The organism is Pseudomonas huaxiensis (genome assembly GCF_003231275.1).
GTDB classification, from domain to species: domain Bacteria; phylum Pseudomonadota; class Gammaproteobacteria; order Pseudomonadales; family Pseudomonadaceae; genus Aquipseudomonas; species Aquipseudomonas huaxiensis.
Window position 1 is genome coordinate 54,158 of record NZ_QKVL01000032.1, and the last position, 16,993, is coordinate 71,150.

A 16,993-nucleotide genomic window follows, 5' to 3' on the forward strand; every position below is an offset into this window, starting at 1 on the left:
GCGTTAAGAAATTTCCTTCGGTGCACCGTTCTTTCAGTACACCCAGGCTTCAACCCGGCGATTGCGGATGCGGCCCTGGGTATCGGTGTTCGCGGCTACCGGCAATTCGGCGCCGAGGCCGATGACATCGCGCAGGGTGACCTCGTGTCTGGCCAGTTCGCGGCGCACCGCCATTGCCCGCAGGCGCGACAGCAGGTCGGCGCGGCGGGCGTCGTCCTTGGCATCGCCGAAACCCACCAGGACCACTTTGCCGTCGAGCTTGCGGTTCTGCCGCAGGTAGTCCGCCAGTCGCTCGATATCCCGCAGGGCCTTGTTGTCGAGGGTCGCGCTGCCTTCCTGGAAACGGAAATTGACTGACAACCGCCGCGCCTCGCTGAGCAGGTGGCGATAGCGCGGTGGCAGGTCGGCCTGGGGCGGTTCGCTGAGCGGACGCACCTGCTGGGCGACAAAGCCGTTGCTGGCGACGATGGCCTGGCCGCGCGGGCTCTGGGTGAAGTCCAGCAGCGCTTTGGCGAGGGGATTGTGCTGCGTCGGTGGCAGGTAGAAATACAGGCGCCGCGACAGCGGATAGTCCTCGCTGGCGATCTGTTCGGCGCTCGGCAGCATGGCCCGCGAAGCTCCGTCGGCGACCGCCAGCACCCGCGCGCCGTGGACGGTGGTCAGGCTGCTGAAACCGATGGCCTGGCGGTCGTGGCGCACCGCTTCGGCCAACTGCTCGCCGGACTCGAAGCGCCGGGCACTGCCTGCGAGGCTTTGCTGGTGCGGGTCGAGCACCAGGGTCTTGAAGGTTTCCCAAGTGCCCGAGCGGTCGTCGCGGGCATACAACTGGATCGGACCACCGCCGACGCCGAGTTCTTCCCAGGTGGCGATGCGCCCGGAGAAGACCCCGGCCAGTTGCTCGGTGGTCAGTTGCGGCAGCGGATTGTCCGGATGGACCAGCACCGCCACGCCGTCCAGAGCGATGACTTGCTCGGCGTCGGCACCGGTCAGGTTGCCCAGCGCCTGGAGTTCGGCCTGTTCGCTGTCCTTGATCGGGCGCGAGGCGGCAGCGAGGTCGGCACTGCCGTTCTTCAATGCGCTGAATCCGGTGCTGGTGCCGTGGGCGGCGATCTCTACCTGCTGCACCTGGCCGTTGTCGTCACTGCCTTGCACGCGCACTTCATTGGCGACGTCCGAGGGCAGGATCTCGACATTGCGCAGGCCACGTTCTTCCAGCAGGCCACGCACCAACGCAGGCGCCAGCACCGCGCCGATGGTGTTGGAACCCTGGATGCGCAGGGTGTCGGCAACGGCAAGGGGCGTGAGCAGAACAAGGAGAAGGGCGCAGAGGCGGATCATTGCCGGCGGAGACTCTGGAAACGAAGGTTTCGGCAGATTAAGACAGGCAGGTGACCGAAAGATGACAGGTGCAGTGGCGGGCTTATCGCGAGCAAAGGGCCCTTGTGGGGGACCGCCAAGCGGTCCCCGGATCGATCAGCTCAATTCAAGCCAGATCGGCGCGTGGTCGGAAGGTTTTTCCATCCCGCGCAACTCATAGTCCACACCCGCCGCCTTGACCCGCGGCAGCAGTGCGTTGGACGTCATGATCAGGTCGATGCGCAGGCCGCGCTTGGGCTGGTCTTCAAAGCCGCGACTGCGGTAGTCGAACCAACTGAACTGGTCCACCACTTCAGGGTGCAGGTGGCGGAAGCTGTCGGTCAGGCCCCAGTTCTTCAGGCGGGCCATCCACTCGCGCTCTTCGGGCAGGAAGCTGCACTTGCCGGTCTTCAGCCAGCGCTTGGCGTTATCGGCGCCGATGCCGATGTCGCAGTCTTCCGGCGAAATGTTCACGTCGCCCATCACCACTACGGGCTGGTCGTTCTTGAACTGGGTTTCCAGCAGTGCCTGCAGGTCGCTGTAGAAGCGCTGCTTGGCCGGGAACTTGGTGGGGTGATCGCGGCTTTCACCTTGTGGGAAGTAGCCGTTCATGATGGTGATCGGGTTGCCATTGTCGTCGGCGAACGTGCCCCAGATGAAACGGCGCTGGGCGTCTTCTTCGTCGGTCGAGAAGCCCTTGAACAGGCTCAGTGGCGGCTTGCGCGAGAGCAGGGCGACGCCGTAATGGCCTTTCTGGCCATGGAAATGGACGTGGTAACCGAGGGCCTGGACGTCCGCCAGCGGGAACTGCTCGTCCGACACCTTGGTTTCCTGCAGGCCGATGACATCGGGCTGGTGTTTGTCGATCAACGCCGCCAATTGATGGGGCCGGGCACGCAGGCCGTTGATGTTGAACGAGACGATTTTCATGGAAACAGGGTCCTGGGTAAAAGGCTGGATGCTAGCCGACATCGGCTTGGCCGGCCAGCGATGATGCCGTTGAAGCGGCTGTCTATACTCCAGCCCAACCAAGAAGGAACGTTGGCGCCGCCCGCATCTCAAAGAGCCATGCCCAACTGCCATCAGGAGAACCGTGACCATGCCTGAATCGACCCCCGCGCCGGCCGAAGTCCGTCTACTCGACAGTGGCTACAGCCGCGAGGCACGTTCGCTGCTCTACCACGCCTACCGCCACGAACCCACCTACGGTTACCTGTTCGAAGCCGAACGCGCCGGCTTCGACCAGCGCGTGCGGGCGCTGGTCCGCGAGCGGGTGCGTCAGCATTTCTATCAGGAGTTGCCGGCAATCGGCCTGCTGGTGGACGACCGCTTGATCGGCATCGCCCTGATCTCGCCGCCGGTACGCCGCCTGGGCGTCACCGACAGTTGGGCCTGGCGCATGCGCATGGTGTTGAGCGCCGGCTTCCGTTGCACTCGCCGCTACCTCGATTACCGCGCCGCGCTCATGGCCTGCCTGCCCGGCGATGCCGTGCATGTGCTGCCGTTGCTGGGCATTCATCCGCAGTTCCAGGGCAAGCACTACGGTGAACAACTGTTGGCGGCGGTCCACGACTGGTGCGCCGAGGATGAAAATTCCCACGGCGTGGTGCTGGATACAGGCAACGAGCATTACCTGGCGTTCTATCAGCGCCAGGGCTACCAGGAAATTGGTGAAATCGCTGTGGGACCGATCCGCGAGCACGTGTTTTTTCACCCGGGACCGCAGCGGGTCGCACAGGAAAGTGCCTGACGCAGGCCCGATCCAGACGCCTTTCGGGTTCCAGCCATTCGCCAGGCTCTGGTAGCATCCGCGCCTATGACGTATTCAGGACGCTTCACCTGCGGTTTGATCCTGTGCCTGGCCGGCAGCTTTGCGGTGGCGGCACAGAGTGAATTGGTTATCCGGATCAAACCCGCCAATAACGACCTCAAGGCCAATGTCGAGGGCTATATCGGTAGCCTCGGCGAGCGCGATGAAGAGGCGCTGCTGCGCTTCAGTCGCGGGGCCGAGGAACAGGCCCGCAAGGCCGCCCAGGCGCTGGGCTACTACCAGGCGCAGATCGACAGCGAGGTGCTGCCGCCGCGCGACGATGACAAGGGCCCGCGCCTGCGTTTGAACATCGAGCCGGGCGAGCCGATCCGCCTGCGCGACGTCAGCGTGCGCATCGAAGGCCCGGCCAGCGAACTCAAATCCTTCCGTGTCCCCGACAGCCGTGCCTTGCGCAGCGGCGAAGTGCTCAATCACGGTCACTACGAAGACGCCAAGCGGCTGATCCAGAACCAGGCGTCGCGCTACGGTTTCTTCAAAGGCCACTTCGTGCGCAACCGCCTGGCGGTGGACCCGGCCGCCGGGGTTGCGGATATCGAACTGGTCTACGACAGCGGCCCGCGCTACAGCCTGGGTCGGGTGCAGTTCGACGGTGATTCGCCGTTCGACGAAGAGCTGCTGCAACGCATGGTGCCGTTCAAGGAAGGCACGCCCTACGACTCCGAATTGATCGCCGAACTGAACAACGCGCTGCAATCGAGCGGCTACTTCGAAGGCGTGCGTGTCGATGCCGCGCCGACCGCTGCGGTGGGCCAGAACATTCCGGTGGATGTCCAGGTGCAGACCCGCAAACCGCGGACCATGAGCCTGGGCCTCGGCTTCTCGACAGACGTCGGTCCGCGCGGCAAGGCCGGCTGGACGCGCCACTGGGTCAATCCGCAAGGCCACAGCTACGGTATCGAAACCGAGTTGTCGGCGCCGCGGCAGAACGTCGGCCTGTGGTACGACGTGCCCCTCGACCCGCCGCTGACCGACAAGCTGCGCTATGCCGGCGGTTATCAATATGAAGAGATCGCCGGCACCGATACCCTGAGCAAGCTGCTGACCGTGGGCCCGGAATGGCACAGCAAGCTGCCCAGCGGCTGGCAGCGGGTGATTTCGTTGAAATGGCAGCGCGAAGAATACCGACTCGGCGACGACTCCGGCCTCAGCACCCTGCTGATGCCCGGCGTCAGCTACAGCTACCTGCGCAGCGACAACCGTATCGATCCGCACAATGGCTATCGCCTGCAATTCGATGTGCGGGTGGCCAAGGAAGGGTTGCTCTCGGACACCAACCTGGTCAACGGCACCGTGCTGCTCAAGGGCCTGACCACGCTGGCGCAGAACCACCGTTTCCTCGGCCGCGTGCAGTTCGGCGGCAGCGCCACCAACGGCTACAAGTCGGTGCCGCCGTCGCTGCGCTTCTTCGCCGGTGGCGACCAGAGCGTGCGCGGCTACGACTACCAGACCCTGTCACCGGAAAATGGCGACGGCGACCGCATCGGTGGCCGCTACATGGTTGCCGGCAGCGCCGAGTACCAGTACCAGATCGCCGACAAATGGCGGCTGGCGACCTTCGTCGACCAGGGCAACTCCTTCAACAATCTCGAATTCCCCAGCCTCAAGACCGGCGTCGGCTTCGGCGTACGCTGGGTTTCGCCGGTGGGCCCACTGCGCCTGGACCTGGCCAAGGCGCTGGATGACGACGGTGGTATTCGTTTGCACTTCTCGATGGGGCCGGAGCTGTGAAGCAGGTATCGAAATGGATCGCGATCAGCCTGTTCGCGCTGCTGGTCTTGCTGCTTCTGGCGCTGGCGCTGGTACTCGGCACCCAGGCCGGCAGCCGTTGGGCGCTGGGGCTGGTGCCCGGGCTTGAGGTGGACGGTTTTCAGGGCACCCTCGCCGGGCAGTGGCAGGCGGAAAAACTGGTCTGGCAGTCGGGTGGCGACCGGGTCGAACTGGTCGCGCCGCTGCTGGAGTGGACACCGGGTTGCCTGCTGCGGCGCACCCTGTGCGTGGACAAACTGCATGCGGCGCAGGTCGAACTGACCTTTGCGCCCACCGAAACGGACCCTGACAGCGGGCCGTTGAAACTCCCCGAACTCGACCTGCCGCTGGCCATCGAATTGGGCGAAGTGCAGGTCGGCACCCTGCGTCTGGACGGTGCCGAACAGTTGAGCGGCCTGACCCTGGCGGCGCACTGGACCCGTGAAGGGCTGAAGATCGATAGCCTCGACCTCAAGCGTGAAGACCTGCACCTGACCCTTCAGGGCCTGCTGCAACCCGGCGGCGACTGGCCGTTGCAGGCCGAAGGACAATTGCAATTGCCGGCCGTGGACGGCCAGGCCTGGAACCTGGCGTTGCAGGTCAAGGGCGAACTGCAGAAGAGCCTGAACCTGCAAGCCGACAGCAGCGGTTACCTGCAAGGTCGCCTCAGCGGCCAGTTGCAGCCGCTGGCCGAGAACCTGCCGGCGCAAGTGCGCCTGAGCGCCACTGGCTTCAAGGCGGTGGGCAGCCTGCCGGACACCCTGCGTTTCGAGCAGTTGGAACTCACCGCCCACGGCGACCTCAAGGCCGGCTATCAACTGATCGGCGCCGGCAACCTGGCGGCGGAGCAGGGGCCGATCAACCTGGCCCTGCGCGGTCGGGTCGATGCCAAGGGCGCCGAAGTGGCGGCCCTCGACCTGACTGCCACCCCGGCGCAACGCCTGGGCCTGACCGCCAGCGCCAACTGGGAGCAGGCCCTGACGGCCAGCGCGAATCTCGACTGGCAGGATTTTCCCTGGCTGCGCCTCTATCCGCTGGAGCAGCCCCCACAAGTGCAGTTGCACCGGCTCAAGGCCCAGGTGCAGTACCGCGATGGCAACTATGAAGGTGATTTCAACGGCGACCTCGACGGCCCGGCTGGCGCTTTCAAGGTCAGCAGTCCGTTCCAGGGCGACCTTGGCAAGATCAGTCTGCCGCAGCTGGCGCTGGAAGCGGGGCAGGGCAAGGCGACCGGCAGTGTCAGCGTCGCTTTCGCCGATGGCGTGGCATGGGATGCGGCGCTGGATCTCTCGGACCTGAACCCCGCGTTTTGGCTGGCGGAGATGCCCGGCACCCTGGCCGGACCGCTGCGCAGCAAAGGCGAGTTGAAGAACGAAAAACTTACCCTCAATGCCGACCTCGACCTCAAGGGCCGACTGCGTGGCCAACCGACGGTGTTGCAGCTCAAGGCCGAAGGCGCGGGCGAGCAGTGGACCTTGGGAACCCTGCAATTACGCCTGGGTGACAACCAGGTCATCGGCAGTGGCAGCCTGCAACAGCGCCTCGCCGGACAGATCGACCTCAACCTGCCGCGCCTCGGCCAGCTCTGGCCGCAATTGCAGGGGCAGATCAAGGGCCGCGTCGATGTGGCGGGCACCCTCAAGGCGCCGCAAGGGCAGTTGAAGCTGCAAGGGCAGCAACTGGCCCAGGCGGAAAACCGTCTGCAGACCCTCAACCTCGACGCTCGCCTCGACAGCAACCAGAAAGCCCTGATCGACCTCAGCGCCAGCGGCATTCGCGCCGGCGAGACGGCGCTCGGCACGCTGACCGCCAAGGGCCAGGGCGACATTCGCCAACAGCAGTTGCAACTGGCTCTGGACGGGCCGCAGCTCAAGCTTGACCTGGGCCTGGATGGCCAACTGGACAAGGGCAACTGGCGCGGTCGCCTGGCCTCTGGCGAGATTCGTGCGGGTGGTCAGGACTGGCGCCTGCAAGCGCCGGCGAAACTGCAGCGGCTGGCCAACGGGCAGATCGATTTCGGCACCCATTGCTGGCGTTCCGGGCAGGCCAGCCTGTGTGGCGACGAACAGCGCCTGGCGCCGGAGCCGCGGATTCGCTACCACCTCAAGCAGTTCCCGCTGGACAGTCTGGCGCAATGGCTGCCCAAGGACTTCGCCTGGCAGGGCCAGCTCAACGCCGATATCAATCTCGACCTGCCGGCCAGCGGGCCGAAAGGTACGGTGCAGGTGGATGCCAGTGGCGGCACCCTGCGTATCCGCGAGAAGGGACAGTGGGTTGATTTCCCGTACCAGAGCCTGCGCCTGGACAGCACGTTGGGCCCGCGTCGGGTCGATACCCGCCTGGATTTTCGCGGTGGACGCCTGGGTGAGTTGAGCCTGTCGGCGCGTATCGATCCGCTGGCGCGCAACAAGCCGCTGAGCGGCGAGTTCCGTTTGAGCGGTCTGGATCTGGCGGTGGCGCGGCCGTTCGTGCCGATGGTCGAGCGACTGGCCGGGCAACTGAATGGCAGCGGGCAGATTTCCGGCACGCTGCTGGCGCCGCTGGTCAACGGTAACCTCGTGTTGTCGGGGGGCGAGGTCGGCGGGGCGGAATTGCCGATCAGCCTGCGTGAGCTGACGGTGCGGGCGCTGATCGCGGGCGAGCAGGTTCAGCTCACGGGCGACTGGCGCAGTGGCGAAGCCGGGCAAGGCCGGCTGAGTGGCGAGATCGGCTGGGGCCGGGCCCTGGCGGTGGACCTTGCGCTGCAGGGGCAGCGTCTGCCGGTCAACGTCGAACCTTACGCGGCCCTCGAAGTGGCGCCTGACCTGAAGATCAGCCTGCAGGGCGAGCGTCTGGCGATAAGCGGCAAGGTGCTGGTACCCAAGGGCAAGATCACGGTGCGCGACCTGCCGCCGTCCACCGTCAAGGTTTCCGAGGACACGGTGATCGTTGGTCATCAGACCGAAGAAGGCAAAGCGCCGATGGCCGTGGCGATGGACATCGATGTTCAGGTGGGCCAGGAAAAACTCTCGTTCAGCGGTTTCGGCCTGACCGCCAACCTGCTCGGTCATGTGCATATCGGCGACAACCTCGATACCCGTGGCGAACTGAGCCTGTCCGATGGCCGCTACCGCGCCTATGGCCAGCGCCTGACGATCCGCCGCGCGCGCCTGCTGTTCGCCGGGCCGATCGACCAGCCGTATCTGGATATCGAAGCGATCCGCAAGACCGATGACGTGATTGCCGGGATCCGCCTCAGCGGCAGCGCCGAACAACCAACCACCCAAGTGTTCTCCGAGCCGGCCATGAGCCAGGAACAGGCCTTGTCGTATCTGGTGTTGGGGCGTCCGCTGAGTACCACCGGCGAAGACAACAACATGCTGGCGCAAGCGGCATTGGGCCTGGGGCTGGCGGGGAGTGCGGGGATCACCGGCAGTCTGGCGTCGAGCCTGGGCATCGACGACTTCCAGCTCGACACCGAAGGCAGCGGCAACACCACCAGCGTGGTGGCCAGCGGCAACCTCACCGAGAAACTGAGCCTGCGCTACGGCGTGGGGGTGTTCGAGCCGGCCAACACCATCGCCTTGCGCTACATGCTCAGCAAGCGCCTGTACCTGGAAGCGGCCAGCGGCGTGGCCAGCTCCCTGGATTTATTCTACAAGCGGGACTTCTGAGGCTGCGGGTCAACGCACAGTGGCGGCGTCGATGAACTCGTTGCTGGACGGCGGAATATCGTCGGGCGGCGAGGCCCGGCGCGAGGGCGAGATGAGGTGGGTGTACTCCTCGATCAGCCGGTTCAACGCCTCCGGCGGCTCGCAGGCGTGGAACTGCATGCGGATCTGCACTTCGTCGGGATCGCGGGCCTCGCCCTGGCGTTTGGTCTGTTGACCGACCTTGACGAAAAAGCGCTGGTGGCGGGCTTCCGCGCACTTGCCCGGTGCCGGCCGGGTGTTCTGGATCTTCACTGACAGGTCGACCTGCATCCGCTCCAGCGCCAGGCCGCGGGGCGCGACCAGGGCGATCAACGGGATCTTCAGGCTGTGCTGGTCGTCCACCGCCACTTCCACCATCTTCGCTTTCATCGGTGTGCCCAGGGCTTCGGGGTCGTAGTCGAAAAACTGGTCGAACAGCCTGATGTATTGCTGGGCGATCAGGCTGGTGGTGGCGGACGCGGCTTCTTGCAGGCCGCGCGTAATGTCGCACAGGTCACTCGACGCGATCGGTTCCTTGGGGGGCGTTTGATCCACGGGCAGCATTCCTCATCGGGGTGACAGGATGCCCCGCCGATGAGGGCGGGGCAGGGTGGCTGGGGCGGGGTGTTCAGGCCGTCTGCTGGTCCGGTGCTGGCAGTTTGTTGTCGTCAGGCAGCGCCTCGGGGCTGCGGGCTTCGGTGTTGGGCAGAGTGATGGGTTTGGTGGCGGCGTCGGTGAGGAAGTCGATGACCCGCATCAGTGCCTCCGGCGGGTCCTGGCGACGGACTTTGGTACTGACGGCGTAGCGGGCGCGGGTGTCGGTCTTGCGGGTCTGCGTGGACTTGTGGCTGACCTGGCCGCGCACGTCCATCTTGAACGGTCCCCAGCCGAGCGTTGCTCCGAATTCCGCCGAACCTGCGGTTTCACTGGAGCTTTCCGCCTGCTGGCTGATGGTCAGCTCGAAGTCGATGGTGCCCTCTTCGACCACGATGTTCGGGTGGGCAACTGCGGCCAGCAGCGGGATCTGCATCTTGCGCGACACGGTGCCCTTGTAGATGCCTTGTTCATCGGTGATGGCTTCGTCGTAGTCGAACTGGATGGCGACGGCCTTGCCGTCCTTGATGCAGACTCCCATGAGGAAGTCCGCGTAGGATTTGCTGGCGGTGACCTGGGCCTGGATCATGGCTTGCAGCGGGCCGGAGATCATGCGGTCCAGGGGAAGTGCGTTCATTACAGAGCCGATGAGGCCGCTGTCGATGTTTGCCATTCAAGAGTTCCTTTTCTCGAGGTGCGCTGGAGTCGCGCGGGTTGTCGGCAACATGCCGGCAGGTTGTGGGTCAGCGCTGGTGTGCGTCCTGTCGGCGGATGTTGCCGATCTGACGCAGGCTCAGGCCGTACTTGTTCGCCAGTACGCTGCGGGACAGGCCGTCGGAGCTTTCCTGCTGGATCTGTTGGTTGCGCAGCTGGCGGTTGAAGTGATCGCATTTGGGGATTTCCAGCGCCATGCCGCCGTAGCGCTTGATCAGCGCTTCAAGGGCATCGGTCGGGAGAATTTCCGCCAGCGAGGTGCGTTCGAGGTGCTTGGGGATGTACTTGGGGCGCCCGCCGTAAATGCTGGTGAGACGGTAAGCATGTTCGATGCCGATACAGTCGATGAGCATTTGCAGTGATTGCGGAAGTTGCCCGATGTCGATTCGCTTCAGTTCACAGGATTGCATGATGACTTCCTTGTTGTTGGCGTGGTGAGCAAAGGGCCACCGTGTCGGGCCATGCAGGGCTTGAATATCCGTGCCAAGCGAAGAGCAATCGAGCACTGGACTGGGCAGGTGGCGTGAGGTCGATTCTCGATCAGCCGAACCGGGGTCGCTAGGTATCAAGCAGGTCAGCGACGGTAGCCAACGAGTCAAAGAACTGTAAGTTTCATGATCACCGGCGGTAGGCCGTACCTCTGCTTCTCGATCGCAGCCGTTGTGGTTCGGCGTCACCGCCACGCAAGAAGGCTCATGCATTGGCAAAGCTCACCTAGGGGCAAGGTTGGCTGACAAGCAGGCTGACCTGGCCCATATGCGGCGCCATGTTGGCGTCATGGAGGTCCGGCAAGGTGCGCCAGTCGACCCACAGGCAGATGGCGCTAAGTGGGGTGCCGCTGAGCATGCCCACCACCTGCGGCTGGAAGTCGCGCCGGTAGCGCACCTGGGTGGTTTTCGCGGCGTCGGCGCTGTCGGCTTGGCGCAGGGTGGTCTTCACCAACTCGGCGACCTGCGGTTGGGGGAGGGTGAAGTGGGCGGTCTTGCCCGGGCTCAGGTGGCCGGCGGCGCGGGTGCGTTGCCAGAGTTGCTGCCACTGGCTGCTGCCGGCGCTGTGGGCGAGGGTGGCGCCGAGGGACAGCAAGGCGGATTCGGGGAGTTGTTCGGTGTTCAGCGCGTTGGCGCCGAGGCTGGTGGACAGCGTGAGGCTGCCAAGCAGAAGGCGGATGGACATGGGAGGGTCGGCTCGCTGGAGAGGGCGTAGTGCCCGGAGCCATGCATGCTTTCAGGTACGGGGGGTGTAAAAAACCGGGAAAACATCCTCGGGGCGAAGGCGGCGTTGTATCATGGCGCCCGGCCAGTTCCGGGCCGTCACCACAGTTTGTCGCAAGGATTTACCAATGACTCAACGGCAACGCCTGAAGTACTCGATCCTGATGACCCTGATTCTGCTGGGCGCCATGCTTGGGCTGTCCTGGCTGCAGAAGCAAGGCGTGATCACCGAGCAGTTGTTCCAGTACCTGGCCATGGGCCTGGCGGTGATCTTCGTGGTCATCAACGGCATCATGCGCCGCAAGGTCAAGCCCTGACGGCAGTCGAGCAGGGCGGCCGGCTTGCGCCGGCCGGTCGCTCAGCGGTTTTGTTCCAGGACGGCGCGGGCCTGGGGGTTGAGGCTGTAGCACTTGTCGCTGCCCATGTTGATCACGCCTTCGACGCACAGGCGCTTGAGCACTTCGCGCACACTGAGGAAGGACAGCGGAATATCCAGCTTCTCCAGTTGGCTGTGGATGCCGCGCACGCCGATGCTGCGACCGTCACGGTCAGCCATGTGCAACGCGTCGATGACCTTGAGCCGGATCAGGCTGGTGCGCAGGCCGAAGACCCGTAGCAGTTCGCGGATCTGCTCGTTGCCAGCGCGTTCCTCGGTTTCCGGGGCTTCGCTCTTGACCTGTAGCGGGGCGTTGACCTTGCGTCTGTAACGCAGCGGTTGAACCGGTTGTTGTTGGTTGTACATTCGAAAAAACTCCCTTTCCAGAGCCTGTCTGTCCTGCGTTCAAAAATGACGCTCTCACCCTATAAGACGAATGAGCGCGGCAAATCTGCAACTTTTCGGAAAAAAAATTCCGCGTTCTTAGATGTAACGAAGCAAAGCCCCCTTTACCGTAAATTTTTCATGTGAGCTTCGTTCATTCAGGATGCCCCTAGATCCTGATCCGGCTGGAGTTCGCGTGATCACCATTGCATCCCTTCCAAAACTTTGCCTGGCCACACTGCTCGTCGGCCTCGGCCTTTCGGCCCAGGCCCGGGATGTCCCGGACGACATCCACGCAGAAATCCGTCGAACCACCTTCGGTGTGCCGCATATCCTCGCCAGTGACGACCGCAGCCTGGGCTACGGCATTGGCTACGCCTACGGGCAGGACAACCTTTGCCTGCTGGCCAATGAAGTGCTGACGGTCAATGGCCAGCGCTCGCGCTACTTCGGGCCGCAGCAGCGCACCCTCGAACAGCGGGAAAACCTCACCAGTGACCTGTTTTTCACCTGGCTCAACACGCCGACCTCCGTGTCGGCGTTCTGGCAAGCGCAGCCGGCGCCGATCCAGGCATTGCTGGAGGGTTACGCCAAGGGCTTCAACCGTGCGCTCGCCGAGCGCACCACCCAAGGGCTGCCGGAGGAATGCCGGCAGGCGCAATGGCTGCGGCCGATCACGGCCTTCGATCTGGTCAAGCTGACCCGGCGCTTGCTGGTGGAAGGTGGCGTCGGCCAATTCGCCGAAGCGGTGGTTGGGGCGAAGCCGCCGACGGTTGCAGCGCAGCGCGGCACCCACGAATTCCACCTGGCCATGGAGCGGCAACAGCGCTTTGCCCTTGAGCGCGGCAGCAACGCCGTGGCCGTTGGGCGTGAGCGTTCGGCCACGGGGCGCGGCATGTTGCTGGCCAACCCGCATTTCCCTTGGGGCGGGGGCATGCGTTTCTACCAGATGCACCTGACCGTGCCCGGCCAGCTCGATGTGATGGGCGCCGCGCTGCCGGGGCTGCCGGTGATCAATATCGGCTTCAACCAGCACCTGGCCTGGACCCACACCGTCGATGCCTCTCGCCACTTCACCCTGCACCGCCTGCAACTGGACCCGAAAGACTCGACCCGTTATCTGCTGGATGGGCAATCGCTGCCGCTGGACCGTCAGCAACTGAGCGTCACGGTCAAAGGCGCGGATGGCCAGTTGAGCACGGTGACTCGCGAGCTGTTCAGCAGCCGTTTCGGCCCTGTTGTGCAGTGGCCCGGCCGCCTGGACTGGACCTCCCAGGTCGCCTACAGCCTGCGTGATGCCAACCTCGATAACACCCGCGTGCTGCAGCAATGGCACGCGATCAACCAGGCGGACAGCCTGGCCGCGTTGCAGGACTCGGTGCAGCGTTTGCAGGGCATTCCGTGGGTCAACACGCTGGCCACAGATGCGGCCGGGCAGACCCTGTACATGAATTTCTCGGTAGTGCCCTACGTCGATACCGACTTGCTGGGGCGCTGCAGCGATCCGGCGGCCGGGCTGGAAATGATCGTTCTCGATGGTTCGCGCAGCGCGTGCAACTGGAAGGTCGATGCGCGGGCGGCGCAGCCGGGGATTTTCCCGACGCAGATGCAACCGCACCTGAGCCGCGCGGATTTTGTCCAGCACTCCAACGACACTGCCTGGCTTGCCAATCCGGCCGAGCCGCTGACCGGCTTCTCGCCGCTGATCAGCCGCGACAGCCTGCCGCTCGGGCCGCGCAGCCGCTTCGCCCTGACCCGTCTGGAGCAGCCTGGCAAGCTCGACGCGCAAGACCTCAAGCAGATGGTCATGGACGATCAGGTCTATCTGGCCGACGTGCTGCTGCCTGACTTGCTGAAGTGGTGTGCCGGCGAGCGCGATGACGCTTCGTTGAAAACCGTCTGCGACAGCCTGGCGGCTTGGGACCGGCGCGCCAATCTGGAGAGCGGGCTGGGCCTGGTGCACTTCCAGTCGATCATGCAGGCATTGCAGAAACAGGGCGGGTTCTGGCGCGTGCCGTTCAGCCCGGCTGACCCCTGGTACACACCGCGTGGCCTGGCCTACGAGCGTGCCGATGTCGCGGCGAAACTGCGTGAGGCACTACGCGCTTCGGCGCAGCAAGTAGCCCAGGCCGGGCTCGTCGAGCAGCGTCAATGGGGTCAGATCCAGCAAGCCGCCGACGGCACGCCGATCCATGGCGGCCCGGCCAACCTCGGCGTGTACAACGCGATCCAGAGTGTCGAAGTGGCGCCGGGCAAGCGCCTGGTGGTCAGCGGCACCAGCTACCTGCAACTGGTGACCTTCGACGACAAGGGACCGAAAGCCCAGGGCTTGCTGGTGTTCTCCCAATCCAGCGAGGCCGCTTCGCCCCATGGCGGTGACCAGACCCGCGCTTTCTCGGCCAAGCAGTGGTATCCGACGCCGTTCACCGAAGCGCAGATCAAGGCCGATCCGCAGTATCACTCCTTGGTGATCCGCGCCACGGACAGCGCCGACAAGGCCGTCCAGCGTGAGGCGCAAAGCGCCGAAGCGCCGCGCGGTTAGTTGCTGACGTCGCGCATCAGCAGGGCGTAGGCCAGGTTTGCCTGCTCCGGCACGGGCAGGTAAACCGTGTGGCCGTCACCGGGCGCGACCTCGATCGGCTTGCCCTGGCGGTCGTGCAGGTCGGCCAGGTCGAAGTGGAAGTTGCCGCCCGGCGTCATCAGTTCCAGGTGGTCGCCGAGGGCGAAGCGGTTCTTCACCTGGACTTCCGCCAGACCGTTGACCCGCTCGCCGGTCAGTTCGCCAACGAACTGCTGGCGGTCCGACACCGAGTTGCCGCGCTGGTAGTTCTGGTACTCGTCGTGCACATGACGGCGCAAGAAACCTTCGGTGTAGCCGCGCTGGGCCAGTGATTCCAGGTCCAGCATCAGCGAACGGTCGAATTCGCGACCGGCCACGGCGTCGTCGATGGCCTGGCGATACACCTGGGTGGTGCGGGCGCAGTAGAAGTGCGACTTGGTCCGGCCCTCGATCTTCAGTGAGTGCACGCCCATGCGGGTCAGGCGCTCGACGTGTTGCACCGCGCGCAGGTCCTTGGCGTTCATGATGTAGGTGCCGTGTTCGTCTTCGAACGCCGGCATGTCTTCGCCCGGGCGGTTACTCTCCTGCAGGACGAACACCTGCTCGGTGGGCGCGCCGATACCCAGGGTCGGGTCGACTTCGCGGACGATGTCCCCGGTTTCGTTCTCGGTGGCCTCCGTGGCGGTGTATTTCCAGCGACAGGCGTTGGTGCAACTGCCCTGGTTGGCGTCGCGGCGGTTCATGTAGCCCGACAGCAGGCAACGGCCGGAGTAGGCCATGCACAGCGCGCCGTGGACGAACACTTCCAGCTCCATTTCCGGCACGTGCTGACGGATTTCTCCGATCTCTTCCAGAGACAGTTCCCGCGACAGGATCACCCGGGTCAGGCCCATGCTTTTCCAGAATTTCACGCTGGCCCAGTTCACCGTGTTGGCTTGTACCGAGAGGTGAATCGGCATCTGCGGGAAGTGCTCGCGAACCAGCATGATCAGCCCGGGATCGGACATGATCAGCGCGTCCGGGGCCATGGCGATCACCGGCTCCAGGTCCTTGAGGAAGGTCTTCAGCTTGGCGTTGTGCGGGGCGATGTTGACCACCACGTAGAACTGCTTGCCCTGAGCCTGGGCTTCCTTGATACCGAGGGCCAGATTGGCGTGGTCGAACTCGTTGTTGCGCACCCGCAGGCTGTAGCGCGGTTGGCCGGCATAGACCGCATCGGCACCATAGGCGAAGGCGTAGCGCATGTTCTTCAGGGTGCCGGCGGGGGCTAGCAGTTCGGGCGTGGTCAGGTTGGTCATGATCAGGTCGGGGCAAAAGGCGCGGATGCTACGCCAGCGCCTCTTCGGATTTATTGATCTGGAGCAACGGCACTTTCTTCGTGGCCCCGCGCACTAATGCTCAGAGCGCTAAAGGAGCGGACATGAACGAAACGGCCGTACAACGAAAAGCCCTTATCGGGTTACTGGTGCTGGTGACCCTGGCTTTTATCTGGATTCTCCTGCCGTATTACGGCGCGGTGTTCTGGGCGGTGATCCTCGGTATTCTCTTCGCGCCGATGCAGCGCCGGTTGCTGCTGCGCTTCAACCAGCGGCGCAATGTGGCCGCGGCGCTGACCCTGTTGACCTGCCTGCTGATCGCAGTGTTGCCGATGATCATCGTCAGTGGCCTGCTGGTGCAGGAAGGCTCGTCGCTGTACAAGCGCATCGAAAGCGGTGAGCTGGACATCGCCGCGAATGTCGAGCGGTTCAAGGACATGCTGCCGCATGTTGTCCAGCGCACACTGGAACGCATGGGCATGGGCGATCTGGAAGGGCTGCGGGACAAGACCGCCAAGGGCGCGTTGCAGGGCAGCCAGTTCTTCGCCAGTCAGGCCTACAGCTTTGGCCAAGGCACCTTCGAGCTGATGGTGAGCCTCGGGGTGATGCTCTACCTGCTGTTTTTCTTCCTGCGTGATGGCGCCGAACTGGTGCGCAAGATTCGTCAGGCGATCCCGTTGGCCGAGCAACAGAAGCGCCGCCTGCAACTGAAGTTCAATCGGGTGGTGCGGGCGACGGTCAAGGGCAACCTGCTGGTGGCCATTGCCCAAGGGGCGCTGGGCGGCCTGATTTTCTGGGTGCTGGATGTGCCGAGTCCGTTGCTTTGGGCGGTGTTGATGGCGTTTCTGTCGCTGTTGCCGGCAGTGGGGGCGGGGATCGTCTGGGCGCCGGTGGCGGTGTATTTCCTGCTCAGCGGCGCGGTCTGGCAGGGGGTGGTGCTGACGGTGTTTGGCGTCGGGGTGATCGGGCTGGTGGACAATCTGCTGCGTCCGTTGCTGGTAGGCAAGGACACGCGGATGCCTGACTATCTGGTGTTGGTATCGACGTTGGGCGGGCTGGCGGTGTTCGGCCTCAACGGCTTTGTGATCGGGCCTTTGATTGCGGCGCTGTTTGTGTCCAGTTGGGGTATTTACAGCGAGACTCGGCCTCAGGTGCAGTTGCCGCCTTGAGGGCGGGGGCCTGTTTTCTGGGGGGGGCATTGCTGTGAGCTTATCCATTCGATATGGCGAGGCTG

General features: G+C 64.3%; 14 protein-coding genes. 6 read left to right on the top strand and 8 right to left on the bottom strand.

Going from position 1 to position 16,993, the window contains the following annotated elements; translation table 11 throughout:
- Positions 1-33: 33 nt before the first annotated feature.
- Together DM374_RS24955 and xthA are read right to left on the bottom strand one after the other, a co-directional pair.
- A complete protein-coding gene (locus DM374_RS24955) occupies positions 34-1,338 on the bottom strand; it encodes a substrate-binding domain-containing protein (protein ID WP_110972272.1) in 1,305 nt (434 codons plus the stop codon).
- Between the two features lie 135 nt (positions 1,339-1,473).
- Positions 1,474-2,286, bottom strand: a complete 813-nt coding sequence (xthA, locus tag DM374_RS24960) for an exodeoxyribonuclease III (RefSeq protein WP_110972273.1) — start codon at positions 2,284-2,286, stop codon at positions 1,474-1,476.
- A 169-nt stretch (positions 2,287-2,455) separates the two neighbouring features.
- On the opposite strand from xthA, the gene DM374_RS24965 reads away from it, so the two are divergent.
- The 3 genes from DM374_RS24965 (at position 2,456) to DM374_RS24975 (ending at position 8,586) form a co-directional block, all read left to right on the top strand.
- Positions 2,456-3,106 (top strand): GNAT family N-acetyltransferase, encoded by a 651-nt coding sequence (locus DM374_RS24965; protein ID WP_110972274.1) that lies wholly within the window; start codon positions 2,456-2,458, stop codon positions 3,104-3,106.
- A 66-nt stretch (positions 3,107-3,172) separates the two neighbouring features.
- Positions 3,173-4,915, top strand: a complete 1,743-nt coding sequence (locus tag DM374_RS24970; protein WP_110972275.1) for an autotransporter assembly complex protein TamA — start codon at positions 3,173-3,175, stop codon at positions 4,913-4,915.
- On the top strand, positions 4,912-8,586 hold the full coding sequence (locus tag DM374_RS24975; RefSeq protein WP_110972276.1) for a translocation/assembly module TamB domain-containing protein: 3,675 nt from the start codon (positions 4,912-4,914) through the stop codon (positions 8,584-8,586). The genes DM374_RS24970 and DM374_RS24975 overlap by 4 nt, the downstream gene beginning before the upstream one ends.
- Before the next feature lie 9 nt (positions 8,587-8,595).
- On the opposite strand, the gene DM374_RS24980 is transcribed toward DM374_RS24975, so the two are convergent.
- From DM374_RS24980 to DM374_RS24995, 4 genes are all read right to left on the bottom strand, one after another.
- Positions 8,596-9,159, bottom strand: coding sequence for a DUF2589 domain-containing protein (locus DM374_RS24980; RefSeq protein ID WP_404821375.1), 564 nt, complete (start codon positions 9,157-9,159; stop codon positions 8,596-8,598).
- A gap of 73 nt (positions 9,160-9,232) precedes the next feature.
- Positions 9,233-9,871 (bottom strand): DUF2589 domain-containing protein, encoded by a 639-nt coding sequence (locus DM374_RS24985; RefSeq protein ID WP_110972278.1) that lies wholly within the window; start codon positions 9,869-9,871, stop codon positions 9,233-9,235.
- Between the two features lie 70 nt (positions 9,872-9,941).
- The gene (locus DM374_RS24990) at positions 9,942-10,322 is read right to left on the bottom strand and encodes a Mor transcription activator family protein (RefSeq protein WP_110972279.1); all 381 of its coding nucleotides are present in this window, start codon (positions 10,320-10,322) and stop codon (positions 9,942-9,944) included.
- A gap of 304 nt (positions 10,323-10,626) precedes the next feature.
- Entirely contained in the window at positions 10,627-11,085 is a 459-nt protein-coding gene (locus DM374_RS24995; protein WP_110972280.1) for a hypothetical protein, read from the bottom strand.
- Between the two features lie 166 nt (positions 11,086-11,251).
- Between DM374_RS24995 and DM374_RS25000 the strand changes: the two genes are divergently transcribed.
- Positions 11,252-11,440: a hypothetical protein gene (locus DM374_RS25000; protein WP_110972281.1), complete on the top strand. Its 189-nt coding sequence runs from the start codon at positions 11,252-11,254 to the stop codon at positions 11,438-11,440.
- A 41-nt stretch (positions 11,441-11,481) separates the two neighbouring features.
- On the opposite strand, the gene DM374_RS25005 is transcribed toward DM374_RS25000, so the two are convergent.
- A complete protein-coding gene (locus DM374_RS25005; protein ID WP_095157241.1) occupies positions 11,482-11,865 on the bottom strand; it encodes a fe2+ zn2+ uptake regulation protein in 384 nt (127 codons plus the stop codon).
- A gap of 214 nt (positions 11,866-12,079) precedes the next feature.
- Between DM374_RS25005 and pvdQ the strand changes: the two genes are divergently transcribed.
- A complete protein-coding gene (gene pvdQ / locus DM374_RS25010) occupies positions 12,080-14,425 on the top strand; it encodes a bifunctional acylase PvdQ (RefSeq protein WP_404821376.1) in 2,346 nt (781 codons plus the stop codon).
- Here the strand turns inward: pvdQ and trhP are convergent.
- Positions 14,422-15,741, bottom strand: a complete 1,320-nt coding sequence (gene trhP, locus DM374_RS25015; RefSeq protein WP_110972283.1) for a prephenate-dependent tRNA uridine(34) hydroxylase TrhP — start codon at positions 15,739-15,741, stop codon at positions 14,422-14,424. The genes pvdQ and trhP overlap by 4 nt on opposite strands.
- A gap of 122 nt (positions 15,742-15,863) precedes the next feature.
- Between trhP and DM374_RS25020 the strand changes: the two genes are divergently transcribed.
- Positions 15,864-16,928 carry an AI-2E family transporter gene (locus DM374_RS25020; protein ID WP_110972284.1) on the top strand — a complete coding sequence of 355 codons (1,065 nt, stop codon included), beginning with the start codon at positions 15,864-15,866 and terminating at the stop codon, positions 16,926-16,928.
- Positions 16,929-16,993: the final 65 nt, after the last annotated feature.

What these genes read in the sequence shown, in the direction of transcription:
- DM374_RS24990 (WP_110972279.1), bottom strand. Translation starts at nt 10,322, where the DNA reads ATGCAATCCTGTGAACTGAAGCGAATCGACATCGGGCAACTTCCGCAA.
- DM374_RS24970 (WP_110972275.1), top strand. Translation starts at nt 3,173, where the DNA reads ATGACGTATTCAGGACGCTTCACCTGCGGTTTGATCCTGTGCCTGGCC.
- trhP (WP_110972283.1), bottom strand. Translation starts at nt 15,741, where the DNA reads ATGACCAACCTGACCACGCCCGAACTGCTAGCCCCCGCCGGCACCCTG.
- DM374_RS25020 (WP_110972284.1), top strand. Translation starts at nt 15,864, where the DNA reads ATGAACGAAACGGCCGTACAACGAAAAGCCCTTATCGGGTTACTGGTG.
- DM374_RS24965 (WP_110972274.1), top strand. Translation starts at nt 2,456, where the DNA reads ATGCCTGAATCGACCCCCGCGCCGGCCGAAGTCCGTCTACTCGACAGT.
- DM374_RS25000 (WP_110972281.1), top strand. Translation starts at nt 11,252, where the DNA reads ATGACTCAACGGCAACGCCTGAAGTACTCGATCCTGATGACCCTGATT.
- DM374_RS24985 (WP_110972278.1), bottom strand. Translation starts at nt 9,871, where the DNA reads ATGGCAAACATCGACAGCGGCCTCATCGGCTCTGTAATGAACGCACTT.
- DM374_RS24955 (WP_110972272.1), bottom strand. Translation starts at nt 1,338, where the DNA reads ATGATCCGCCTCTGCGCCCTTCTCCTTGTTCTGCTCACGCCCCTTGCC.
- DM374_RS25005 (WP_095157241.1), bottom strand. Translation starts at nt 11,865, where the DNA reads ATGTACAACCAACAACAACCGGTTCAACCGCTGCGTTACAGACGCAAG.
- xthA (WP_110972273.1), bottom strand. Translation starts at nt 2,286, where the DNA reads ATGAAAATCGTCTCGTTCAACATCAACGGCCTGCGTGCCCGGCCCCAT.
- DM374_RS24995 (WP_110972280.1), bottom strand. Translation starts at nt 11,085, where the DNA reads ATGTCCATCCGCCTTCTGCTTGGCAGCCTCACGCTGTCCACCAGCCTC.